The sequence below is a fragment of the Paenibacillus sp. FSL P2-0089 genome (assembly GCF_038595095.1).
GTDB lineage: Bacteria > Bacillota > Bacilli > Paenibacillales > Paenibacillaceae > Paenibacillus_AQ > Paenibacillus_AQ silagei.
The window spans coordinates 254,670-277,199 of sequence record NZ_CP152006.1 but is presented as its reverse complement, the minus strand read 5'-3'; the positions used below and the strand labels follow the sequence as shown (position 1 = coordinate 277,199).

The 22,530-nt window shown below is 53.8% G+C and carries 24 protein-coding genes and 1 riboswitch; of the genes, 7 read left to right on the top strand and 17 right to left on the bottom strand.

The window, feature by feature from the left end:
* Positions 1 to 6 precede the first annotated feature (6 nt).
* The 4 genes from NST69_RS01190 to NST69_RS01175 are packed head-to-tail and all read right to left on the bottom strand — an operon-like array spanning position 7 to position 4,066.
* Complete coding sequence (locus NST69_RS01190) at positions 7 to 1,131, bottom strand: endospore germination permease (RefSeq protein ID WP_342548252.1); 1,125 nt, start codon at positions 1,129 to 1,131, stop codon at positions 7 to 9.
* 27 nt (positions 1,132 to 1,158) lie between these two features.
* Entirely contained in the window at positions 1,159 to 1,362 is a 204-nt protein-coding gene (locus tag NST69_RS01185) for a hypothetical protein (RefSeq protein WP_036722240.1), read from the bottom strand.
* A 2-nt stretch (positions 1,363 to 1,364) separates the two neighbouring features.
* Positions 1,365 to 2,522: a Ger(x)C family spore germination protein gene (locus NST69_RS01180; protein ID WP_342548251.1), complete on the bottom strand. Its 1,158-nt coding sequence runs from the start codon at positions 2,520 to 2,522 to the stop codon at positions 1,365 to 1,367.
* On the bottom strand, positions 2,519 to 4,066 hold the full coding sequence (locus NST69_RS01175; protein ID WP_342548250.1) for a spore germination protein: 1,548 nt from the start codon (positions 4,064 to 4,066) through the stop codon (positions 2,519 to 2,521). Before NST69_RS01175 ends, NST69_RS01180 begins: the two co-directional genes overlap by 4 nt.
* Positions 4,067 to 4,358: 292 nt before the next feature.
* Here NST69_RS01175 and NST69_RS01170 point away from each other — a divergent pair, with 292 nt between their 5' ends.
* A complete protein-coding gene (locus tag NST69_RS01170; RefSeq protein WP_342548249.1) occupies positions 4,359 to 4,736 on the top strand; it encodes an MGMT family protein in 378 nt (125 codons plus the stop codon).
* Here NST69_RS01170 and NST69_RS01165 read toward each other — a convergent pair.
* From NST69_RS01165 to NST69_RS01130, 8 genes are all read right to left on the bottom strand, one after another.
* Complete coding sequence (locus NST69_RS01165; RefSeq protein ID WP_342548248.1) at positions 4,733 to 5,440, bottom strand: DUF1361 domain-containing protein; 708 nt, start codon at positions 5,438 to 5,440, stop codon at positions 4,733 to 4,735. The two genes, NST69_RS01170 and NST69_RS01165, sit on opposite strands and share 4 nt — an antisense overlap.
* Before the next feature lie 268 nt (positions 5,441 to 5,708).
* Positions 5,709 to 7,487 carry a SulP family inorganic anion transporter gene (locus NST69_RS01160; protein WP_342548247.1) on the bottom strand — a complete coding sequence of 593 codons (1,779 nt, stop codon included), beginning with the start codon at positions 7,485 to 7,487 and terminating at the stop codon, positions 5,709 to 5,711.
* 107 nt (positions 7,488 to 7,594) lie between these two features.
* Positions 7,595 to 7,921, bottom strand: a complete 327-nt coding sequence (locus NST69_RS01155; protein WP_036700195.1) for a metalloregulator ArsR/SmtB family transcription factor — start codon at positions 7,919 to 7,921, stop codon at positions 7,595 to 7,597.
* Between the two features lie 116 nt (positions 7,922 to 8,037).
* Entirely contained in the window at positions 8,038 to 8,418 is a 381-nt protein-coding gene (locus tag NST69_RS01150; RefSeq protein WP_036722224.1) for a hypothetical protein, read from the bottom strand.
* 67 nt (positions 8,419 to 8,485) lie between these two features.
* On the bottom strand, positions 8,486 to 10,114 hold the full coding sequence (locus NST69_RS01145; protein WP_342548246.1) for a phosphatidylserine/phosphatidylglycerophosphate/cardiolipin synthase family protein: 1,629 nt from the start codon (positions 10,112 to 10,114) through the stop codon (positions 8,486 to 8,488).
* Positions 10,115 to 10,398: 284 nt separating this feature from the next.
* Entirely contained in the window at positions 10,399 to 10,695 is a 297-nt protein-coding gene (locus NST69_RS01140) for a putative quinol monooxygenase (protein WP_076083848.1), read from the bottom strand.
* Positions 10,696 to 10,732: 37 nt separating this feature from the next.
* Positions 10,733 to 11,368, bottom strand: coding sequence for a nitroreductase family protein (locus tag NST69_RS01135; protein WP_155991204.1), 636 nt, complete (start codon positions 11,366 to 11,368; stop codon positions 10,733 to 10,735).
* Positions 11,369 to 11,409: 41 nt separating this feature from the next.
* Complete coding sequence (locus NST69_RS01130; protein ID WP_051477777.1) at positions 11,410 to 11,838, bottom strand: MarR family transcriptional regulator; 429 nt, start codon at positions 11,836 to 11,838, stop codon at positions 11,410 to 11,412.
* A gap of 108 nt (positions 11,839 to 11,946) precedes the next feature.
* Here NST69_RS01130 and NST69_RS01125 point away from each other — a divergent pair, with 108 nt between their 5' ends.
* On the top strand, positions 11,947 to 12,729 hold the full coding sequence (locus NST69_RS01125; RefSeq protein ID WP_342548245.1) for a carbon-nitrogen family hydrolase: 783 nt from the start codon (positions 11,947 to 11,949) through the stop codon (positions 12,727 to 12,729).
* 374 nt (positions 12,730 to 13,103) lie between these two features.
* On the opposite strand, the gene NST69_RS01120 is transcribed toward NST69_RS01125, so the two are convergent.
* Positions 13,104 to 14,009: a lipoate--protein ligase family protein gene (locus tag NST69_RS01120; protein ID WP_342548244.1), complete on the bottom strand. Its 906-nt coding sequence runs from the start codon at positions 14,007 to 14,009 to the stop codon at positions 13,104 to 13,106.
* Between the two features lie 223 nt (positions 14,010 to 14,232).
* Here NST69_RS01120 and NST69_RS01115 point away from each other — a divergent pair, with 223 nt between their 5' ends.
* Complete coding sequence (locus tag NST69_RS01115; protein ID WP_342548243.1) at positions 14,233 to 15,147, top strand: CHAD domain-containing protein; 915 nt, start codon at positions 14,233 to 14,235, stop codon at positions 15,145 to 15,147.
* A 79-nt stretch (positions 15,148 to 15,226) separates the two neighbouring features.
* Here the strand turns inward: NST69_RS01115 and NST69_RS01110 are convergent, their stop codons facing one another.
* Positions 15,227 to 15,862: a ThuA domain-containing protein gene (locus NST69_RS01110; RefSeq protein ID WP_342548242.1), complete on the bottom strand. Its 636-nt coding sequence runs from the start codon at positions 15,860 to 15,862 to the stop codon at positions 15,227 to 15,229.
* A gap of 78 nt (positions 15,863 to 15,940) precedes the next feature.
* Positions 15,941 to 16,663, bottom strand: a complete 723-nt coding sequence (locus tag NST69_RS01105; RefSeq protein WP_036722209.1) for an SDR family NAD(P)-dependent oxidoreductase — start codon at positions 16,661 to 16,663, stop codon at positions 15,941 to 15,943.
* Between the two features lie 226 nt (positions 16,664 to 16,889).
* Between NST69_RS01105 and ytxJ the strand changes: the two genes are divergently transcribed.
* The 4 genes from ytxJ (at position 16,890) to NST69_RS01085 (ending at position 19,892) form a co-directional block, all read left to right on the top strand.
* Positions 16,890 to 17,216 (top strand): bacillithiol system redox-active protein YtxJ, encoded by a 327-nt coding sequence (gene ytxJ, locus NST69_RS01100; protein ID WP_076083788.1) that lies wholly within the window; start codon positions 16,890 to 16,892, stop codon positions 17,214 to 17,216.
* Entirely contained in the window at positions 17,213 to 17,455 is a 243-nt protein-coding gene (locus NST69_RS01095) for a glutaredoxin family protein (protein WP_036722203.1), read from the top strand. Before ytxJ ends, NST69_RS01095 begins: the two co-directional genes overlap by 4 nt.
* A gap of 106 nt (positions 17,456 to 17,561) precedes the next feature.
* Positions 17,562 to 18,893: a hypothetical protein gene (locus NST69_RS01090; protein ID WP_342548241.1), complete on the top strand. Its 1,332-nt coding sequence runs from the start codon at positions 17,562 to 17,564 to the stop codon at positions 18,891 to 18,893.
* Between the two features lie 239 nt (positions 18,894 to 19,132).
* Positions 19,133 to 19,302: riboswitch (cyclic di-AMP (ydaO/yuaA leader) on the top strand.
* 134 nt (positions 19,303 to 19,436) lie between these two features.
* On the top strand, positions 19,437 to 19,892 hold the full coding sequence (locus tag NST69_RS01085; protein WP_036722198.1) for a hypothetical protein: 456 nt from the start codon (positions 19,437 to 19,439) through the stop codon (positions 19,890 to 19,892).
* A 519-nt stretch (positions 19,893 to 20,411) separates the two neighbouring features.
* Here NST69_RS01085 and NST69_RS01080 read toward each other — a convergent pair.
* Both NST69_RS01080 and NST69_RS01075 read right to left on the bottom strand, forming a co-directional pair.
* The gene (locus tag NST69_RS01080; protein ID WP_339253280.1) at positions 20,412 to 20,609 is read right to left on the bottom strand and encodes a hypothetical protein; all 198 of its coding nucleotides are present in this window, start codon (positions 20,607 to 20,609) and stop codon (positions 20,412 to 20,414) included.
* A gap of 114 nt (positions 20,610 to 20,723) precedes the next feature.
* Entirely contained in the window at positions 20,724 to 22,382 is a 1,659-nt protein-coding gene (locus NST69_RS01075; protein WP_342548240.1) for a family 43 glycosylhydrolase, read from the bottom strand.
* Between the last annotated feature and the right edge of the window lie 148 nt (positions 22,383 to 22,530).

Genomic DNA, 22,530 nt, shown 5'->3' with positions numbered 1-22,530 from the left:
GCTGCTCTATGAACCTTCCGGCTGCTGCTCTGGAAGGGCCTTGTGTCTACTGTTCCTTCTGCGGGCAAGAAGCTCGGCTGTAATCCATAGTACCACAGGAATCACCACTTCGAACGGGAGGGCATATACCTTGTAGATGTGATAAGCGAACTCCTCCATTTCCATAATATTGGAATATATGAAGTCCGACAGATAGATCATGATCAGCCCCATCTGAAGCACTACAGACCGGTAGCTCCCCAGCTTGAATACCTTCGCTACCCCGTTGCAGGTTACATACAGGCACAGACTGACCTTGACGAAGAGCGCCGTAACAAACACAATGGCCGCCGAGCCCTCGATCCGGGTAACGAAATCGCCGATATTAATCCGGCTGACCGCCACGTAAGAGGGGAAGTACAGACCGGACAGAATATCAGGGCCAAGTATCAGCAGGTTACGCAGCGTGATCATAATAATGATCCCCCCTGCAATCAATGTGCTGCTGACCAGCACCCGCTTGGCAGAGCCCTTGGCCGGAATGGCGCTGAATGCGCCAAGGAAGACTACAATCTCGGCAAAGGGGAAGGTGAATGAGCCTGCTGTATCTGCAAGAATAAGGTTGAATCTGGTATGGAGTAGCGGCTTCAGATGATGGTATTCAAATTTGGGTACGGAGAGTAGTTGTAAGATCACAATTACAATCAGCGAGAACAGCAGCAGGAATTTGGCGCTTCTTCCAAGCACCTCGATCCCGGCGTGGACCACCCACATACAGAGCAGGCCAATCATAAGCATGGGTGCGAGCATCGGAGTTGCGGTTAAAGCCACGGTCTTGCTGAACTCCCCGAAATTGCGCAGCACCAGCGCGCCCAGATGTAAAGCATACCAGATATACAGACAACAGAGCATCCGTCCCAGGACGGAGCCGAACACTTCAATCAGCATGTCATACAGATCCTTGCCCGGAAACAGGACATGGAGTCTTGCATAGATCAGCATAAGGGGAATCGCCAGCAGAATCGCCAACATTTGGGCAATCCAGCTGCTGTTGCCGGACTGTGACGAGGTTCCCAGGAACAATGAAGCACCGGTGACAAATAATACAGCGATGCTGATCGACTGGCCAGCCGGAATAGTCTCTTTGCTCACACTCTCCTCCTCCTTCAGCGGTGCGCTCTAATATAGCTTTTTCACCCAATCCACAAACAGCGGGGACGGACTGGGAATCTCCCAGTGCATCGACAAGGCGAAGGCCAGCGCGAAGGAGATCAGATACAGGGCGGAGCAGACAAGGAAATCCCGCTTCATTCCCTTCTTCCGCAGCCCATACGGATCAATGACCGCTATCAATGCGTAGATTAATACCACGTAAATGACCATGCTTAATCCCCCAGCCGGATGGCCCGCGAAGTCTTGGCACTGCTCTGTATCGTCACCTTGGACTTGACGCTCACTTCAAGACCGGCAAAGACCTCAGGCCAGCGGTCCTTCACTTTGTCCCAGAGCTTAGGCTGGTTCTCGTACAAGCTCTCGCCAAAGCCAAAAATATCAGCATCGTATTCCTGCTGCATCTTATGAATTAACGCAAGAATATCTGCCTGCAGCTGCTCGGCTGCCCTTTGCTCGATATCCTGAAGCGTCTCATCCTTAAGGAATCCATCCGGTGTCATCACCTCATCCAGCGCTGTCTTGGTTACAGTACGAATGTCTATTTGGAGCTTGCCATCCACCATTTGGTGCTTCAGCTTGGTCTGATTGGAGATAATCTCCAGCGAATACGCGGGATTCCCCCGCTTATCATCTACAGCCAGCACCCCACCCTTCAGTACATTTTTGACGATAAGCATCGTCTTCGTCTCATCGCCGCTCAGCTTGCCCACCATCCGGTCCTTCACGAATACGGCGGTACCTACCACCCTTTCGCTCTCCTCACCATTTTTCCGGTGAATATGAATGATTGGAGCCGTCGCATTAATCCCCGAAGTCTCCAGCTTGTCGATGAAATCCCAGATCTCCACAGTCGGGGCGGTATTCGTATACCTCTCGTCACGCATCATCTGGGCCAATTCAAAGGACAGGATCGCTTCCGTGGTACTGTTCAGATTGAGCACCTCGCGGGCCGTCTTCTCTCCAGACACGAAGATGAACACATCCGACCGGGTCTCCGTGTCCCGGCTGTACCAGTCAATGACTTTGACCAGCCCCTCTCTGGCCGCTTCCTCACTGATGATGATTGCCTTCGCATGACTCCAGAACAGCTTCTTGCCTGTCATAGAGATCATATTGCGGACAATCTCAAACATCGTATTCCCGCTGAGGCTGACCATCTTGTAGCCCGCTTGGGCCTTGTCCGCCGACCCGCCTGTATCCACTACCTCTGCTGTAAGCAGCAGCTCCCCATCCTCATTTTTATCAATGGCCACTCCGGCGACAATCGCCATATCATCCACCTCGGCATAATTCCAGCAGCCGGTGAGTCCCAGGCTCAGCAGCAGCAACAGTGCGATAAGAGAGGTACACCTTCTCAGCAGAGATCTCATGACCGCTTGGCCGGTCTCTTGGCCGGTTTCCGTCTCCGGTTGCGCATGCCAATCACCGCAGGGCGCAAGTTCATATCCCACCAGGGCGCCCGGACGGTTGTATCCTTAATATCCTGGGGGCGGATCGAGCCTACCCCGAGCATGTATGAGACGCCGAAGGAGCGCAGGCTCATTAGGTGAATGACCAGACCGAGCAGACCGAAGAAATACCCGTAGAGGCCCAGGAAGAAGGTGGTGCCCAGCAGCACCAGTCTGGCTATGATCAGCGGTCCGGTCAGCCTCGGATTGAGCAGCGTCGTTATCCCTGTCAATCCCACCACAATGACCATCGGCGCACTGACAATCCGCGCATCCACAGCAGCCTGGCCCAGCACCAGCGCCCCGACAATGCTTACAGCCTGGCCAATCGCTGTCGGTATCCGTGCCCCCGCTTCCCGCAGCACCTCGAAGATGGTCAGCATAAGCAGCGCTTCCACTATGGTTGGAAAAGGCACCGATTGCCTGGCAGTCGCAATACTAAGCAGGAGCAGAGTGGGGACCATCTCCTGGGCATAGGTTACAAGGGCAATATAAGCGGCCGGGATACTGATCGACATGAAGGCTCCCAACACTCTAAGCACACGGTTAAACGATGCAAAATAATAGTTGATATAATAATCCTCACTGGCCTGGAAGTTCTCAACGAATACATAAGGAACGGTCAGCGCAAAAGGGGTGCCTTCGACGAGGACCGCAACCCGGCCCTCCATGATTTTGCTCACAAGTGTGTCCGGCCGTTCGGTACTTCCAACGGTTTCAAACGGAGAGTAGGGCTCGTCACGGATCAGCTCGGACAGATAACCCGTGTCCAGAATCAGATCAAGCTCCACCTTCTCCAGCCTGTCATACAGCTCCTTAATAATGTCGGGAGAGGCCAGGCTCCCCATATAGCAGATGCAGGTCTGCGTCTTGCTGCGTGTTCCGATTTCCGTGAATTCAAATTTCAGATCCGGATCGCGCACCCTGCGGCGGATCAGGGTCAGATTCACAAGCAGCGATTCGGTGAAGCCCTCACGGGGGCCACGCACCGTTTTCTCTGTAGTAGGCTCTTCTATCGCTCTGGAGTCCCATCCCTGAACATTGATGAGAAGCCCTCCGGCATAGCCTTCCAGCAGCAGCACCGCCTTCCCGCTGATGACCGCCCCGATCAGTCCGTCCATCTCCTCGGAGACCATGACATCTGGGGTATCAATGACAGTCAACCGGATTCTCTCCATCAGAACCTTAGGGTCCCGGTGCTCTTCTTCTGCGGGCTGGTAGGCGAGTACCGGCTTGATGATCCCCGTCTGAATCAGATTCCGGTCCACCATTCCATCGACATAGATTAACCCGCAGCGGACGGGAGCGCCCTGGCTGTTCTCTATAATCCTTACTCTCAGTGTCCCGTCGTTATTGAATATCTTCCGCAGCCGCTCCACTGTCTCCTCCAGCGAAGGGCTTAGCGGGGGATACGCTGATAGGGTACCGGCAGCTTCGCTGTTCAGTGCAGGTTGCTTGTTCTTCACCGCTATCACTCCTCTCAGAGATCTATTGCTCTGATTATCCCCCGTCTCTCTAACTCCTATTCGCCAGAATTTGCTGGATAGGAGAAGCAGAAGCCGCCCAGCCCTTGAACGGCACAGCAAATAAGCCCGCTCTGTAAAAGAGGGGCAGGTTGAGTCCAGGCTTCGTATGATATCGTCAGCCGCTGCTCCACTAAGGCAAATGCTCCTTGCAGCAGCCGCTTTATGTTATGGTTAGTACAGTTAGATAACAGCGGTGGGACTGTTACAGAGAAAGGTAAAAGGAGCACGTAAAATGACACCATTCACGCGAAAAGTTATCCTCATTATTCAGTCGATCCCGGAAGGCTCCGTCATGACCTACGGCGGGATTGCCCGGGCGGCCGGAAGTCCCCGGGCGGCCCGGCAGGTCGTGCGCATTCTTCATTCCATGAGCAGGAAGTACAAGCTGCCGTGGCACAGGGTCATCAACGCCAAAGGAATGATCTCGCTCACCGAAGACGAATTCGCCTCCCTGCAGCAGCTATATTTAACCGGAGAGGGCGTTATCTTCGATGAACGGGGCGTGGTTGACCTGGAGCGCTACCAGTATGTTCCGGCTCCTGAGCTGGAGATGGAGATGGACATGGACATGGAGCTTCCGCCGGAACTCGGCGATGAGCAGGACACTTAACCTATCTTCCTCCGGCCCTCGGAATAACTCCTGCGGCTCCCGTCCGCCAGCCCGTTCAGCAGGCAATACATCGTGGCATAGATCACCAGCAGCACAAAGGCGACGAACAGGCTGAAGAACACTGACTGCCGGTTCAGACTGTCCATGACCAGCCGGTAGAGCTGATGGCGGTCCGTCAGCACATCCCAGCTGTTCAGCCGGTAGACTCTGCCGAGCAGGACGCCGTAGCCGCCCATGACACAGGCGAACAGGACGAAGACCCACGAGAGCAGCATGTTGCTTTTGCGGTAGATCACGTGCTGGAACTGGTACAGGGAGAAGAATCCGGTCAGCCAGCCGCTCCAGGTGAACAGGAGGAGGGTAGTCAGATCATACCAGTACCGGTTCTGGATCGTTCCGCCGACGATATACTTGCTTTTGCGGACAGTCAGATGGATCAGATCAGTCATAATATATGGCGCATTCGGAAAAAACAGCAGCCAGGCTACGCCCAGCGGCAAAATCAGCAGCCCCCCGATCTTCCGCTTATCCAGCTCATGCGCAGCCATGGAGAAGAAGAACGGCACCCAAGCCAGAAACAGATTCCAGAGCAGAAAGGCATAGAACGTATCTGTCTGAAGCGAAACTACGCGGTATACCGCAAGTGTTGCCGCCGTCATAGCAGCCAGAAGGATGAAGACCTTGGTATAATTCAGTTCTTTCATGAAGGATAATCTCCTAACCTTGATATAGTCCATTTCTGTAATTGTACAAATATGGGGCTGGATAGTCCAATATCGGTTGCTGTACCCTCACGCTGCGCATTGTGTTCGGTTTTCCGCGTACACCTTTTCTTAAGAATAAAAAAGCAGTACCGCCCATGAAGGACAGCACTGCTGGTGTGACGTTAACAGGGCACTGCAATTGCGGAGATTGCGGACTGGCCGCCAAGCGGCTGCCTTTGTTATCCTTCTTAGCCCCGGATTGCGCGGGCTATACCCCGCCGCTGAGCTTGCGGGCCACCGCCGGAGTGCGCCCCTTGAAGGCAGCGCTGCGCGATGAGGATTCCTCCAGCCCCGAGAGGGCGCTGCATTCTCTGAAGGCCGCATGCGCGCAGCCCCGGCACCGGCTGGGGTTCACGCTGCCCAGCGCATCATTGATCGCTTCACCGGTATGATCATAGAACTGGGAGGCACCGATCCGGTCGTACAGCCCCGTTCTCTTGAGCAGCTCCAGCGGCTGGCTCTGGATGCCTGAGATCATCAGTCTGCCGCCAGCGGCCTGCAGCTCCTTCACCAGCGCTGCCAGATTGGCCTCACCTGTCGTATCCATCAGCGGTACCTTGCCCATGCGCAGCAGGATAAGCTTAGGCTGATCCGGGCCGAGCTCGGGCATGGTGTGGTCGAAGCGGTAGGCAGCGCCGAAGAACAGCGGTCCCTCCACATTGTAGATTCCGATCTGCGGACAGTCGTGGCTCTCTGTTACCATATGGGCCTCGACCTTGACGGAAGACGGGTCAGGCAGCACCTTGGAGATTCTATGCACCTCACCCATACGCTTGACGAAGAGCACAACGGCCAGGATCAGCCCCACCTCTACCGCCACGGTCAGATCAGCGAATACCGTCAGCAGGAAGGTAATCGCCAGCACCAGTGAATCCCCGGTCTTCAGCTTCAGCAGGTGGAGAAATTCCTTGCGTTCACTCATATTCCAGGCTACGACCATCAGAATCGGAGCCATCGCTGCCAGCGGAATGCTGGAGGCGTAAGGGGCGAACAGCAGCAGGATCAGGAACACCACCACACCGTGAATGATCCCGGAGAGCGGAGAAGCGGCACCGCTGCGTATATTGGTGGCAGTTCTGGCAATCGCACCGGTAGCCGGTATCCCGCCGAAGAGCGGCGCGGCGATATTGGCCACCCCCTGGCCGATCAGCTCACGGTTGCTGTCATGGCGGCTGCCCGACATGCCGTCGGCCACGACTGCGGAGAGCAGCGACTCAATGGCCCCCAGCAGCGCAATGACAAAGGCCGGACGGACCAGCAGCTTGATTTTCTCCCACGTAATGACCGGGAAGTGAAAGCTGGGGAGTGTATTCGGGATATCTCCGTAGGCGGAGCCAATGGTCGTCACCTTGCCGCTGAAGAACAGGGCTGCGATAACCGTGGCACACAACAGTCCAATCAGAGAACCCGGCACCTTCGGGGCAAACCGCAACCCCAGCACCACTACGCCGAGACATACTCCCGCAGTCAGAATGCTGTACAGATTGATTGTGGAGAGATGCGCCCCGATCTCCTTCATATTGTCGATAAAGCTCTCATGCCGCTTCATGTCCCTCAGGCCAAGGAAGTTCGCAATCTGCCCGCTGAAGATAATAACGGCAATCCCCGCTGTAAAACCAATGGTCACTGGCTTCGGAATGAACTTTATCAATACCCCCAGCCGCAGAACACCCATCAAGACAAGAATCACCCCGGCCATCATTCCGGCAATCAGCAGATTCTCATACCCGTACTGCATGGCAATAGCGAACAAAATAGGAATGAATGCACCCGTAGGCCCGCCAATCTGGAACCTGGACCCGCCGAATAAGGAAATCAGTATGCCGGCCACAATGGTTGTATAGATTCCGTACTCCGGCTTCACACCGGAAGCAATAGCAAATGCCATCCCAAGCGGGATGGCAATAACGCCGACGATTGTCCCTGAAATGATATCCTTGCGCAGCGAAGCAATGTTATAGCCTTTGAAACGGCCCCACCCTGTCATCCTATAACCTTCTTTTCTCTGAATATCTGATTATTTGAATATAATACCCACATTACTCCTGCCCGCTGCTCTTGTCAACGGGGTAATCCGCCCCCCGGGGCCCGGGGTTATTCGCTGCGGATGCCTTCAAGCAGGGAAATGGTACTCACCAGATGATTGTCAAAAATCTGTCTGGCTACAGCCAAAAGCTCCTTAATCAGAGGATCACGTAGGGCATAGATGACAGTGGTCCCTTCCTTGACGCTGGTGACCACATTTTTGGCCCTGAGGACGGCCAGCTGCTGGGATACCGCAGAGCCTTCCGACCCCAGGATCGCCTGCAGCTCGTTCACATTCTTCTCGCCTTCGCTAAGCAGCTCCAGAATCCGAATCCGCATCGGGTGAGCCAGCGCCTTGAAGAATTCCGTCTTAAATTGTTGAATATCGCTGTTCATCAGACTTCTGCTCCTTATGCTGTTACTTGTTTCAATCTATATTATATTAGCTCATTTGCCTGAAGGTGGCTATGCCGGGACAGGAAATAGTTCGTCCGCCGGGGGCCCTGCGGCCCCTACAGATTCACCGGATACAGCCTCGCTTCACGGGTCCTCAGCTCGACGAAGCCGCCCAGCGCCATCGGTTCACCCAGGCATTCGAACATGATCAGGTCGCGGCCGATCCGCAGATAACCCGTTCCGTCCTCCTCTATATTTTCCAGCACGCCTGTCAGGATGACCGTGTCCCCTTCGATACGCAGGCCAAAGGCACCGCCGGGAGCAGGCACAATATCGACCCAGCTCATGAACAGCGCCGGCAGCTCCCATTCTGCCTCCCATTCCTCACCCGGCTGAACAGGCGGCCCGCACCAGATGGCTCTGGCTTCCCCCCATTGTGCTGCCGCGAATCTGATTTCCCCGGTCCGGGGACCTTGTCCAAGAATGTGTATGTTCATCTTCATTAGCTCCATCTTCGTTCATTGGTATAACGTCATTATACATGACAGGGCGCCGGAGAGGATATCAGGTGTAATTCTGCGTTGCTTTGTTCAGATACGTGCTGGGATGCAGCCAGGGATGCTTGAAGAACTCGTGTTTGTCGGTGATTTTGCGGGAGACGCTGAGGTCATAATCAATCATGTGCTTCACCTTCTCCGCGAGGCTTCTGCCCTTCACCAGCAGGCCCAGCTCGTAATCATGGCAGGCACTCCGTTCATTAATATTATAAGAGCCGTGAAATACCGCCTGCGCTCTGTGGTCGTAGATGATTTTCCAGTGGGAGAAGCGTTCAGTCGCACTATAATCATAGAAGGATACGCCGTTACAAAAGGGAACGTACATGTTGCTGCGCACCGCCGCCCGGTTCGTCGGATGATCATTAACCAGGAGCGGATTGCAGATGGTAAGATGGCAGGCGCGCTCCGGTCCCACTTCACCCAACCGGTCCCAGAAGGCCTGATCGATCAGATACGGATTCACAATAAGGGTCTCATCGGCCGCATAGGTGATCACATCCAGAATATATTGCTGAATCAGATTCACCGGGTTGCCGGGAAAGCTCGCGAAGAGCGTACACTCCTCCTCCCCGAACGCATAGTCCACCGCAGGACGATAGAAGGGTGACGCCAGGTCAAAGTGATCTCCCCCGAGCAGCAGCCACCTGGAGTGAAAAACAGCGTTCAGCGACTGGGCCACAGCCCCCTGAATGCGGAAGCAGCCGTCATGCCACTCCTCTTCCTTCGCGGGGATACCGAGCGGACGTCCCTCCACCTGCTGATCCGGGGCTTCCTGAATGGGGGTGGCGAACGTATACTGGTCCCCGATATTCAGACTGCCGATAACGGAAGTTATTCCGTCTATAATCATGAATTTGCGGTGGTCAATCACATTCAGCCCGGTCACCTCCACATCCTCCTGAACCTTATCCTGCAGAAAAAGGATGCTCTCAGGCACGCCCTGTGACTTCAGCACCTTGCGCTTCGCAGCCCATTCCTCTGCACCGTAATAGGAGTGGAAGGTATCCAGGAGCCTCGCACCTGCCTGCTCCAGACGCCCGGCAATCTTGGAGAATTGCCCCACCTCCAGGTTCTGGCCGTATCCGAGCGCAGTGACCGTATAATTCACCATGATTCTAACCTCTACCCCGCGCTCAAGTGCATGAAGCAGCTCACTAGCGATAAGGTTCCCTGAATGGTCATTGAAGAACAGCATCACGGACAGATGAATATAACGCTCAGCCTTGCCGATCTCGCCGAGCAGCATGCCCAGACATTGCGGCCCGTTCACATAAGGATCTACCCGGTTATGCCGGGTGGTCTGCGGGGCCAGAGCCCTGAGCTTACCGGAGTCGAGTCCTGCTACTGTATCCGCGAGCTGATTAAGCCATTCCTGGCTTATACCCGGCAGTTGCCCGAGTTGCTTCATATCGGTTATGACGCCACCGCACTCCTGCCGGTAAGCGCGTGCGGTATCATTTTGCAAAAGAGGGGTAAACGCCGGCTCAGCCTCCTCCGCGCCTTCGGTAAGCGAGGCCAGGGAGCCGCCCGAAATATGATAATTCACGTAATCTATGAGATCCTGCTGAAGCTGCCCGTCCTGCTCGGCAGCAGCAGGGATTGAGGTTAACCGGTGATTATTATGTAGATTAGTCATGCTGTCTTCATCTCCTTCGTTCTTCCCCGCCTTGCTTCGTCAGCAAATGACAAGCCAAGTAAGGGTAAGGTAAGATACCCGGCTTGTACGTTTTATAAACGGCATGGCACCTATCAAAATAATCCCACAAAGTGTGGCCTTACCTTCGATGATGACTCAGGTACTTTGCGGGGATCCCAAAACATATAAATTATTCCCTTAAAAAAAGATGCCCGCAGCAGTCATTAGACTGCCGGAGCATCCCGGGATTCCAGATCATATAGGGTGAACCGCTTAATTCGTAATTATTTGCTCAATTCCTCAGCGCTATACACCTTAACATCAAGCGGTGCGGTCAGGAACTCTCCCGCTTTGGCGGCGAAGCCGGTGAAGTGAGGGCTTGTGTTGTGAGCGGCAACGGCGGCCTGGTCACGCCAGGTCTCAACCATAATATAGAGACTTCCGTCTGCTGCATGCTTATACAGCTCGTAGGACAGGTTCCCTTCTTCTTCGTGTGTGGCGGCAATCAGCGGCTTCGCTGTGGCCAGGAACTCTTCCTCCCGTGCAGGATTCACATGAAGCAGCGCATGGATAATAATCATTTGGATATTCCTCCTAGAATTTCATGGGTATAGAGTATTATTTCCACTGGGCAATCGTGTCAATAGGCAGACGGACGGAGGCGTAGCCCTCTTCCAGTGCTTTGCCGATCGAAATCAGCATGACCGGAATGTAGCGTTCTTTGTCCAGACCGAACATTTCCGCGATCTGATCCTTTTCAAATCCGCCGATCGGATTGGTGTCATACCCGTGTGCGCGGGCGGACAGCATCAATTGCATGGAGACCAGACCGGCGTCAATCATCACGGTCTCTCTGTTCACATCTGCGGGCAGCTTGGCGAAGTGGGCGCCCAGGGCGGCCAGCTGTCTTTCTTTCACCTCGGCAGGCATAAGTCCGCGTTCTACAGCCGTTCCGTAGATTTGTTCAGCGTAATCGAAGTTATTCATATCACCGAATACGGCAATCACCGCTGCGGAGGTTTCAACCTGAGTCTGGTTGAACTTGGCAATAGGGGCCAGCTTAGCTTTGGCTTCCGGGCTTTCGATGATCACAAAACGCCAAGGCTGCATATTCACGGAGGAAGGCGCCAGCGTGGCTTCAGTAAGAATCTCTGTCATTTCCTCTTTGCTGATTTTGACGGATGAATCATATTTGCGGATAGAGCGGCGTCCTGTAATAATGCTGATGTAATCATTGTTTTTGGTAGTGTTCATGATAATTTGCTCCTTTAAAATGGTTTGATTATTGTTTCCGGCTACAGTAAATTAATGTTATATTGCAGCCGGGTAAGCATCTCTGCGAGCACAGTGCGCTCCTGTTCATTGAATCCGTTCAGCAGATCGCTGATGAACTCGGTCTTGTTCTCCCGGTAGGCATTGATATGCTCACGGCCTTGACCAGTCAGGGAGACGAGAGTCACCCGATTATCGGCTGGATTATTGCGGCGGGCGATCATCCCGTTCTCTTCAAGCCCTTTTAAGTGGCGGGTAACCGCTGCTGCATCGATTTCCAGAAGCTTTTGCAGGGAAATCTGACTGATCTCGGAAATCCTGTACAGCTCTTGCAGCAGCCTGAAGCGGGTCGGAGTCATGCCGGCGCAGCGCTCGAATTTGGGGCCGATTTCTTTGTGCAGGGCCTGTAGCAGTTCGAAGATCTTATGTTCATCGGGCTGAACTTCGCTCAAGATTAACCCCCTCACGCAAATAAATTGTGCAAAACCTTTTCGACAAAACATACTTTACACCCAATTCATTGACCCGTCAACTAATAATTTTTGGAGGAGGCTGCCAGTATGAAAATAGCCCTGATTCAGCTCGATATAGCATTTGGCAAACCGGAGGTGAATTATGCTGCCGCCGATCGCAAAATTCGTGAGGCTGCCGCCGGCAGTCCAGACTGCATTATTCTTCCCGAGCTATGGACAACGGGATATGACCTGACCCGGCTGGGCGAAATCGCAGATCACGGCGGACATACCACGGGTGCCTTGATATCAGGTCTGGCCCTAGAATACGGCGTGAATATCGTTGCCGGCTCCATTGCCGTCAGGCAGGAGAACGGCGGCATTACGAACAGTATGTATGTCTTTGACCGCAGCGGGGCGTGCACCGGGGAGTATAGCAAGCTGCATCTGTTCAAGCTGATGGAGGAGCATCTCTACCTCCAGCCCGGCGCAGCCAAGGGACTGTTCACGCTGGACGGTATCTCCTGTGCCGGGCTGATCTGCTACGACATCCGGTTCCCGGAATGGGTCCGGGTTCATATGGCCGCAGGGGCCGAGATCCTGTTCATCAGCGCCGAATGGCCGCTGCCCCGCCTCTCTCACTGGCGCGCGCTGTTGATCAGCAGGGCGATTGAGAACCAGTGCTACGTTGTAGCATGTAACCGGGCAGGGGCAGATCCGGCGAATACCTTCGCTGGACATTCCCTGATCATCGATCCTTGGGGCGAGATTGTCAGCGAGGCCTCCGGGGGCGAAGAGATCCTCCGCGGCGAGCTTGACCTCGCCCGGGTCCGGGAGGTACGGGGGCAGATCCCGGTCTTCGCGGACCGGCGTCCGGAGTTGTATAGGTAGTAGGGGCGGAGGGGATATGTAGAGGCTGATCGCAGGGGGGCGGCATCTCTTGCCCCCGCAATCAGCCTCTTGGACTGCCTCAGGCCCGCTCACCCTCGCGCGTGCACATTGTATGCTGTTTTTCGCATACATTCGGCCCGTGCACACCCCAGCCTGCACATTGTATGCTGTTTTTCACATACATTCGGCCCGCGCACACCCCAACCTGCACATTGTATGCTGTTTTTCACATACATTCGGCCGCGCACACCCCAGCCTGCACATTGTATGCTGTTTTTCACATACATTCGGCCCGTGCACACCCCAGCTGCACATTGTATGCTGTTTTTCGCATACATTCAGCCACCCGTCGCTGCCGCCAGTAGCCGCCCGCTTCAGCGGGCGTACCTCTCGCGCAGCATACGCGCTGCTTCAAGCACCTGCGGGTCGCTGTACCGCAGGCTGTAGCCTGTCTCCTGCTGCAGAAGCTCCGCCGGCAGCAGACGGGTTCCCCGGCCGGCAAGCGCCTGCCGGATGCCTGCGATGAAGGCGGCCGCTGTAGACGGGCCGCCAAGCTCCGCAAGCGCGGCGATGGTCTCCGGCTGCACGCGCGGATAGTCCTGGGAAGCATCGCCGTCCGCTGCATCCTGATAGAAGCGGCGGATGCACTCTCCGCGCGCGAGCCCCGTGCCGGACACAATCACGAACGCGTGGACGAAGTACGAGTTGCTCTGTCTGCGCTGGGCAATGCCGCAGAACTTACGGCCGCCGATCGCCAGGTCGAAGTCACCGGGGCAATACGACCCGGTGACTTCTTCTGCCCGGATCTGCGCTGCTGCCTGCGGATAGCCCGCCGCTACTGCTTCGGTAATCACCGAAGCCAGCAGCCGGAAATCATCGTGGAAGTCCAGCTTGCCCGCAGGCTTCGGCAGCAGCAGGGACACGTTGATCACTCCCGCATCCAGCGGCACCGCAGCGCCGCCCGAATGGCGGACTGCCGTACGGATGCCCTGCTGCTCCAGCGCCTGCATCGCCTCTGCTGCGCGGGGCAGCTTGCTGTCCCGCAGCCCAAGCGCCACTCCGCCGGGGTGGCTCCAGAGATGCAGCACCGGCGGGACCCTCCCGGCCCCGACATCACGGCACAGCACCTCTTCAAAAGCAAACGGAATCAGCATATCCTCCGCAGATGACTCTTCCCCTTCTTCCCCTGCTTCACCGCTGGTATGCGTGAAGAGGACCATCTGCTCCGGCAGTATTCCCGCCGCCCCGCTCTCCAGTACATCATAAGGTTCACTCCGCATGCTGATTCCCCTTTCTATCTATAAGCCCTGGCCAATCTTAACTCCGTTAACTATTCACATTGTAACCGATCTCTCCCCGCACCGTACAACCGGCAGTGTATGCCCTTACAGATTTGAAATAGCGAAGCGAACCCGTTATCCTTAATGTAGTACAGAAGAATATACCAGCCATAAGATTCGCGCATAAGCTCATGCTATACACAACATCTAGGAGTGATGCTGCATGACAACCGAACCACAGGCAAAAGACAGGCAACTAAGCAAATCCAGGCAATGGGAACAGGCCATGAGCAAGCTGTACATCAATTTTCAGGACTACAGCAAGGATGTTCGCAAAGAGTTCAACGATGAGGATATTCATCAGGCCAGAGTCAATAGCCGCAAGCTGCTGACCTTGTTGTCCATTCTTGATCCGGGCCATACTGCAACGGCAGACTTGTATGACAGCTTCAAGCAGGCCCAGAAGAAGCTCGGCAGAGTCCGTGATGCAGATGTGCTGATCGGGTCGTTTGAAGCCCGCCGCAAGGCAGCGAAGGCTGCTGGTGATAAGAAGACTGCCAAGCTGCTGAAGGCGGTAATCGAACACCAGAAGGATACACGGAAGGCCGCCCGCAAGAAGCTGAGGAAGGCACTGCCCAAGCTGTCCGGCCAAGCGCTCGAAGCGCTGTGGACACCTTTTATCGAGACAGGGCTAGAGCCCCTCGCTGCCAAAAAAGACGCCAATGTCGCCATGCGCGAGCTTGAAGTCGCCTTTGAACAGAAGAAAAAAGCTTGCAAGACCTTATTCAAGGGTCCTCAAGCTGAATCAAAAGAAGCCTTCGAAGCTCTTCATGAGCTGCGAATCGCCGCCAAGGAACTGCGGTATACGGCGAATGCGGCTGATTTTGCGCTGGATCAGAAATTCCATGCCCATGAAGCCTTCTATAAGGACATCCAGGACCAGCTCGGACTCATTAATGACAAGCGGGTATGGCTTGAGACGCTGCAATCGATTGGACGCCAAGAGCTGGATGTCGGCAAAAAAGTCTGGGCTGCCTTCACCGATACGCTGCGGGCAGAGGTACTGGAGGCTCTTCATCAGAACGGGGTCGTCCCTGTTGCTGAGGCTAAGCCCCCCAAAATAGGGCATCATAGCTGATCATCCCATCCTCTACACAAAGGCAGGACGCCGCATGTTATCCAAGCGGTATCCTGCCTTTGTTCATAAGTGCCACGTACTATAGCATTCCGGCAGCCCATAATCCGCCTCTGCGGATCATCCGTCGCAGCGGCTCTGAAGAGAAGGAAGGCAGATGGTGCCCAGGCATCAGATAGACCACCCGGCCTTCGCCGAAGGTATGGCACCATGCCGCCGGTCTCATCGCTCCGTCATGAAGATATTCGGCCAGCACCGTTGTCTCGAAGTGGGGATGCTGCTCGAAATAGTAAGGCTCGTCCTCGATCACAAAATCAGAGATCCCCTCCATAATCGGGTGCTCCGGCGCAGTCACCTTCATCTGAAGCGTCGTGAACGCCGGATGATGGGTGAACCGGGCACCGAGCATCGCCCCAAGCTCCTGATTACGCTGCAGAGATATGCCGTTATGCACGACAAGCAGCCCGCCGCCGCCAGCCACATAAGCAAGTAAGGCTCCGCTCTGCGAAGCGGGTAACTGCTCCTCGGAGAATTCCGTATAGGAGACCACCAGCCTGCATTCTGCCAGCTCTGCCTGGTTCATCCGTCCGTAATCCTCCGTAGAGACCACCTGAATCTCCGGCTCAAGGAGCTGCTCCAGCTCACGGTCTACCCCCTCGAAGGGATGATACTTCACTTCGGTATAGCTGCCGAACGCCAATGCTTTGTATGAAGACATGCTACACACACCTCTCTTTTGCCAAGTTAGCCTGACCGGAAAGTCAGTGTCACCCCTGATTCGTTCCCCCTGCCGCTGTCACCAGGGCCAGAGATTGCCGTCCAGATCGATATAAGCCGGTTCTTCGGCCAGATACATCTTGTGGTTATGAACGATCGTCATAATCTTGCCTGCTGATTCTTCAGGAGTTACAGGTGCCTCTGCATCCTTCTCCCCGTTCATATACGTCTGCAGCCAGCCGGGATGGAAGACCAGCACTTGTCCGCCCATCGCACGCAGGTGATTGTGCAGCAGCGAAGACTGCATATTAAGCGCGGCCTTCGACATACAGTAGCCATACATATTGATCCGCTTGTTCCGCCCGATGCTTCCGGCCTCCGACGAGATATTAACCACCAGACGCTGGCGGCCTTGCAGCAGTAAGCCCATCAATGCATTGCTCACCCTCAGCGCACCCAGCGTGTTCACGTTATAAATCTCCGCCATAGCTTCATCATCCATATCCACGAGCACTGTTGCATCATCAGACTTGTGGATAATCCCTGCGTTATTGATAATCATATCAAGGTGCCCTGTACTTCCGGCAATACTCCGCGCGGCCTCCTTTACGCTCCCTGCACTGCCGATATCGAGAGGAACCAGCTTCAGGCTATCCGGGTATTGCGCTTTCAAAGCTTCAAGTAGCGCAGGGTCCGGCAAATACTGTCCGGCAAACACCATGTATTTACTCTCCAAAAGAGAACGAACGAGGAATAATCCCAGTCCACGGTCAGCACCGGTAACACAGGCAACCCTTTTCATGAGCTCCCCCTCCTATCTGCATAATTATGCTACGAGCCTAGGTCCATCCCTCTCACATTAGCATGGCTGCAGGCCGTTAACAACATCCTACAAGGGAGGGCAGGCTAAGCAGAACTTTACTTTTGCTTTAATTTTGAACTATGCTACAATCATGATTAATAGTTGTTAACAACACAATTGTTGACAACAGGTTTCATTAACTCTTACCCAGGAAGGTGATCCTACGATGTCTATTCAACAAATCCACACTAAGGAAGAATTACAGCAATATATCGGGCAGCCTGGCAAAAAACTGCTCTTCAAGCACAGCACCACCTGCCCGATCAGCGCCAAGGCCAACGAGGAATTCCAGGCCTATACACAGCATTCAGATACTCCTGCAGCCGTGGTCCATGTGATCGAAGACCGTCCTGTCTCCAATCAGATCGCTGAGGATTTCGGGATCAAGCATGAATCCCCGCAGATTTTCCTGCTGGAGGACAGCGAAGTCCGCTGGAACACCTCACACTGGAAGATTACCCAAAAAGCGATAAAGGAAGCAGTGGAACAATGAGCGCGAACGTAATTGTCTATTCAACCTCCGGCTGTGGCGAGTGCAATCAGGTCAAGCAGCTGCTGGAGAGCAAGGGCATTCCCTTCGAGGTCCGGGATGTGATGACCAGCTCCGTCTATCAGGAGGAAGTGGAGAAGCTGGGCTTCATGGGCATTCCAGTCACCGTATCCGGGGACCGGGCGGTCAAGGGCTTCAATCTCCCTGAGCTTCAGGAGCTTATGGATGCTGCTGTTCTGTAATATACACAAAGGTGCTGTCCTCTCAACAGGAGCAGCGCCTTTTTTTGCGATTCATCGATGAAATAATTGTATATTTATATATATCTGGACAAGGAGGATTGATCCTTTGAAGTGGCTACAGGATGAGCATGCCGCCAAATGGCGTGAAGAAGGACAACGTTATGTGAGCGACGTCAATCAATTCGTACATAAGGGACTGACGGAAGGCTGGGACAAAGCGGGAAAGGAACCCGCAGAGGATACACGCGGGGGCCTCGCCGCCAAAATCTATAAGATGATTCGAGGAGCTAATGAGCACGGTGAGATTGCTGAGCTGCGGGAGCAACTACCGGCGGCAACGTGGCCGCTCTCCGGGCACTTCCAGAAGGAGATGCAGGCGATTCGCGGTATCCATTTCATAAGTGATGATGCTGTGGTGTTCAGCACCGGCTCACCTTGGGAGAAGAATGCAGTTGTGGCTGTACATAAGGATGTTATTTCCGTATTCGACGAGTTTAGCCTGGTTGGGGCATCTCCTGACAATCAGTTCTATGCACTCGCCGGAACTCAAGGCATTACCATTATGCAATCCATAAACAGCACTCTACAAGGAATAGTTGTAGCAGATCTCACATGGCGTGAGCTGAATGGCACGATTCAAGCGCTGGACCCGGACTTTACTGTTTTGAACATAGACAGCTTGGAACAGGAGTTACCCTTGGAGCAAGTCATTCCTTTTAACGGGGGCCAAGCATTATTGCTTGTTACGAGCCAGGGAATTTTCCTGGTCCAGCAATCGCAGGTGAAGCTATGGGAGGTGAAGCTGCTGCATCCTGATCTCGAAGAATATAAAGCAGATGAGATGGAGCATATCGAGATCGACATGCCGCATGGTGCCGTCTCTCCGGATGGAAGATGGATTGCCTATGGCAGCCAGGGCAGTGATCATCTTTTATATGACACAACTTCAGGGCAGGTTCACTTATTCAATCCGGAATCCAGTTACCCGCACTATACTATATTTACGAAGGACCAGCATAGCGTATGGTACAATGCCTGCCACTTCTATAATGGCGTTACCCTTGCTGTGTCCCTTGAAGATGCGGAAGCAGGAAAGCTCCCGTCCGATCAGGAATATCCGGTTGTTAACGAGGAAGCCCGGGTATATGCGGCGGCGGCACTGAAGGACGGTGTTGTCATTGGCGATGCCTATGGCTACCTGAGGCTCATTGATACAGGGGGGCGGGAGCTGTGGCGTTATTATGCCGGAAGCACCATTTCTGGATTAGCTGTCGATCCGGATGAGACCATGCTGGCCGTGGGGACTTATGGAGGGATGCTGCATTTCCTGGACCTTCATGCCGCTGAACGCAGCGACTATGAGATTACAACAGGAACCGTTCGTGAGATGAAGCGGATTATTGCCTGGAAGAATCAGAATGAGCCGCTTTGGTGGTGAGCTGATACATGGAGAACCCTTCTTTCCCACCGCCGTCTGCCAAAAATAAAAAACAGCGCTTGAGCGAGATAAATGGCAGATAATCTGCTACATATATGAGTTTTGGCTTCCATTTGCTTAGCCATTCAGCCATTTGCTGAAAATAAGGCGAATAGCACTCTTTTCCATTTTTACAAACCCCCTCTGAAGAGAGTATGATTCGTGTTGAAAGCAAATGAATGCATTCATGAAAATGAGCATATGCATGCACGCTGAATTTCCGTCATGTGGAAAACGGGGGAACCATCCGGCCGTCAGGCCGACTTGGGGTGAATCCAAAGGAGAATGCCACGCGCAGGTCTCCGGCAGGTAGGGCGACTCTCACCGTCCGAATCCGACAGCTAACCTCGTAAGCGCCAAGAGAGAGCCCTGATCCGCCACGCTTTTGTGCCAGGCGTCTTAAGCCTGTTACCCACAACCGCAGGCAGAGGTCCTCCTCTGCCTGCGGTTTTTTGCGCGCTGGAATGAACTGCACAGTATAGATTCAGGAAGGAACGTGACCACATGCCTGACCCCTTATCGCCCAAACTAACCGCCGCTGCCGGATTTAACCACTACACCCAGCAATATAGCGGTCCCGTCTATGCGCTTAGCTGCCTGCTGCTGGAGCAAGGCGTCCGCGCCGAACAAGCTGCAACCGCCACCTTCGTGGCCCTCCATCCACTATGGCTGAAGGGCCGCCTCTCAGGGGACGCCGCTGCTGCGGCTGCCTACAGAGAGTGCATCCGCCAGTGTGCCATGCTCGCCCACGACCGCAGCCGCTGCGCTTCTGCGCCGCTGAGCTGGGACGATCACGTTGCCAGTGCCTTATGGTACGGCATCCAGCTCCCCCTGTCCGACATCAGCCAGATTCTGGAGTGCAGCGTCCCCGAGCTCAAGGCCCGGCTCAGAGGAATACGTGAACAGATGGCAGCCGCACACTCAGCCTTGCCTGCTGTGCACCGTCCTTCGGCGGGTTGAGACTGGGAATAACGCGGGATACGCGGGATATAGGAATGAGTGCGGCGGAATAAGTTGGATGTGGCGGATTTTGGGTACGGATGCGACAAAAGGAGATGGATAGCGGGCCATGCGGACTACAGATCCGCTATTTCAGCAGATGGGACCATTCCGAAGGCCATGCAGACTGAGAGGCGCTTAATTAACCCATTCCAGCTCATTTTGCGCTCCATACAGCCCTTTAAGGTCCTCTCAGTCCGTAACGGGGAGAAAATCGGTCTTTTTCACAAAATAAGGGCCGCTGAGTCCGCCTACAAAACAACATCCCCCCCACAAAGTGGGGCTTTAGCTTTGATGATGACTCAGGTACTTTGCGGGGACCCCAAAACATATAAATTCTAACAAATAAAGCCGCAGCATCCGCCGCGACTTCGTCCTTGACTCTCAGCGCCAGCACTCATGCAGTGCTTGGCTCACCTTACATAGCTCAACCATCCCATGCAGTGATCCTGTCTCCAACGGCCGTTCAGTACATCGAACTCAGCTCTTGCCCTTCCCACCCTTGCCGCCCTTGGCAAACCGCCAAAAAGCCATACAGCAGCCGAGCAGTCCGGCTCCCAGCAGAAGGGTCTGTAACGCCCCCAGCCAAGTCGATTGATCCGACGGGATCAGGCTGCTGATAATAATCAGCAGGATCGAGGCCGCGACCAGCACGGGGGTTTGTCTACTTTTCTTCACAACACTTCACCACTCCTAAAGACTAATACTACTAAGGTACACCATCTCCGGCGTTTTCACCAGTTCACCACGGCTCCGGGCACACCCGGGCGGAAGAACGTATGGCGTCCTTGGCTAGTAATTCTTCACTCCATAGTAGTCAAAATCAGCGAAGGAGTCATGCTGGTGGGCATCAACGGAACCGATGAAATTTAACAAGCCTGTAAATCCGCCAATCTCCCCCGGCTCCCCGTTCACGCCTTCATCCGACAGATAGAGTACATCAATGTTTTCTACAAAAGCTTGCCAATCCCCGTTATCTCCGAAGCGGTAAAGGATACTCGCGATGCCTGAATGATAGATAATCTTGAGCTCCGCTGTGTCTTCAGGGACTGGAATGTAATGGTGGACCAGCTCAATGCGTTGCCCCAGCTTGGCCTGAAGTACGTATAGAACGGTACCCTCTGATTCGGAGTGGGTCAAGTGAACGTACAGCCAATTATTCGAATCATAGTATAGCCCCAGACCGGCCGTTTCCGAGTAATGATCGGGATGAAATTCCACCTTGGTTTGAACTTCATAATGAAGGGAAGTTGCGCGTGTGGCCATAATCGCCGGATGGATCTGCGAGAAAAAAGAATTCTCTCCATGAATGCGTAAGTAACCCGGACGTTCAACCGTGTTCACCCATGCCGCTTGCTGGTCCCGGTACGGAGTCAGAAAATGAAGATCATATTTCTCCTGATTAAAATCATCAAATACGTCATGAGAGATTCCATCGGCCTCTAATTCAACACCTGTCATCCCCTCAACTTCCATTTTCGCTACATTCGATCCATCCTTCATTTCCAGCCAGCCATCCTCTGTCCAATGCATTTTTTGAATAGAGGTTTCACGGCCTAATGGATTTAAGAGCGTTCCTTCCACAGGCCGTGACATGAGATGAGCAATATACCATTCGCCTGTTTGAGTTTGCACTAATGAGCCGTGACCTGCTTTTTGCATGATCGAGCTTGGATTATACATCTCAAAATGCCCGGCATCCGGATTCCCAAGTGAAAATAAATGGCGCGGCGAGGAGGTGATGATCGGCTCTCCCGACGGATGCGGTTCATAGGGACCAAAAATATTCTCCGAACGTCCCAGCTCAACACCATGAGCATAGCCAGTTCCGCCCGCAGCTAATAAAAGATAGTACATCTCTCTATATTTATAGATCTGCGGTGCTTCAGCACAGCCGCGGCTGGTGAAGCCTTGCGTCACCCGGTGCCAATGTCCAACCAGCTTACCCTCATTCAAATCAAATTCAGCGATCACAATATGTCCAGGCGCCTGATACCCTTCACGGGTCTCCCATTCAAGAATGGACACATAGTGCTTGCCATCTTCATCGTGGAAGAGCGCCGGATCGAAGCCTATGGATGTCAGATAGATGGGCTCCGACCAGGGTCCATGGATATCTTTTGCCCACATGGCATAGGAATCCGAGTTGAATTCACGGCCTGCCATGTTCAACATATGCGAATAGGCTAACCAGTACCGGTTCGCCCTAGAATCATAGGATAGATGCGGCGCCCAGATCCCGGCCGGAGTATTGGTCCCCCTCAAATTCACTTCACCTTTATTTAATACGGAGGCAGTCAGCTCCCAATTCGCTAAATCGGTTGATTTGAAAATTTGAACGCCGGGATTCCAATGAAACGTGGATGTCGCAATATAATACACATCATCCACTCTAATAATAGAGGGATCTGGTGCCATCCCAGGGATTATAGGATTATTAATCTTCGTCATTTCTCTGCTTCCCTTCGCTGTTTAGCCATATTATTTACCCTTTTCCTGTTGTCTATGTATATTATAATAACTACTAACGTACTTATGCGATGGGATGATTACGGCTAGATTTACCCAAATCAAAGGCAGGTGCTGCAAATTGGAACAT

Bases quoted from the DNA above. Each gene is read 5' to 3' on its own strand.
- NST69_RS01185 (WP_036722240.1), bottom strand. From the start codon at position 1,362: ATGGTCATTTACGTGGTATTAATCTACGCATTGATAGCGGTCATTGAT.
- NST69_RS01180 (WP_342548251.1), bottom strand. From the start codon at position 2,522: ATGAGATCTCTGCTGAGAAGGTGTACCTCTCTTATCGCACTGTTGCTG.
- NST69_RS01170 (WP_342548249.1), top strand. From the start codon at position 4,359: ATGACACCATTCACGCGAAAAGTTATCCTCATTATTCAGTCGATCCCG.
- NST69_RS01165 (WP_342548248.1), bottom strand. From the start codon at position 5,440: ATGAAAGAACTGAATTATACCAAGGTCTTCATCCTTCTGGCTGCTATG.
- NST69_RS01160 (WP_342548247.1), bottom strand. From the start codon at position 7,487: ATGACAGGGTGGGGCCGTTTCAAAGGCTATAACATTGCTTCGCTGCGC.
- NST69_RS01155 (WP_036700195.1), bottom strand. From the start codon at position 7,921: ATGAACAGCGATATTCAACAATTTAAGACGGAATTCTTCAAGGCGCTG.
- NST69_RS01150 (WP_036722224.1), bottom strand. From the start codon at position 8,418: ATGAACATACACATTCTTGGACAAGGTCCCCGGACCGGGGAAATCAGA.
- NST69_RS01145 (WP_342548246.1), bottom strand. From the start codon at position 10,114: ATGACTAATCTACATAATAATCACCGGTTAACCTCAATCCCTGCTGCT.
- NST69_RS01140 (WP_076083848.1), bottom strand. From the start codon at position 10,695: ATGATTATTATCCATGCGCTGCTTCATGTGAATCCTGCACGGGAGGAA.
- NST69_RS01135 (WP_155991204.1), bottom strand. From the start codon at position 11,368: ATGAACACTACCAAAAACAATGATTACATCAGCATTATTACAGGACGC.
- NST69_RS01125 (WP_342548245.1), top strand. From the start codon at position 11,947: ATGAAAATAGCCCTGATTCAGCTCGATATAGCATTTGGCAAACCGGAG.
- NST69_RS01120 (WP_342548244.1), bottom strand. From the start codon at position 14,009: ATGCGGAGTGAACCTTATGATGTACTGGAGAGCGGGGCGGCGGGAATA.
- NST69_RS01115 (WP_342548243.1), top strand. From the start codon at position 14,233: ATGACAACCGAACCACAGGCAAAAGACAGGCAACTAAGCAAATCCAGG.
- NST69_RS01110 (WP_342548242.1), bottom strand. From the start codon at position 15,862: ATGTCTTCATACAAAGCATTGGCGTTCGGCAGCTATACCGAAGTGAAG.
- NST69_RS01105 (WP_036722209.1), bottom strand. From the start codon at position 16,663: ATGAAAAGGGTTGCCTGTGTTACCGGTGCTGACCGTGGACTGGGATTA.
- ytxJ (WP_076083788.1), top strand. From the start codon at position 16,890: ATGTCTATTCAACAAATCCACACTAAGGAAGAATTACAGCAATATATC.
- NST69_RS01095 (WP_036722203.1), top strand. From the start codon at position 17,213: ATGAGCGCGAACGTAATTGTCTATTCAACCTCCGGCTGTGGCGAGTGC.
- NST69_RS01085 (WP_036722198.1), top strand. From the start codon at position 19,437: ATGCCTGACCCCTTATCGCCCAAACTAACCGCCGCTGCCGGATTTAAC.
- NST69_RS01075 (WP_342548240.1), bottom strand. From the start codon at position 22,382: ATGACGAAGATTAATAATCCTATAATCCCTGGGATGGCACCAGATCCC.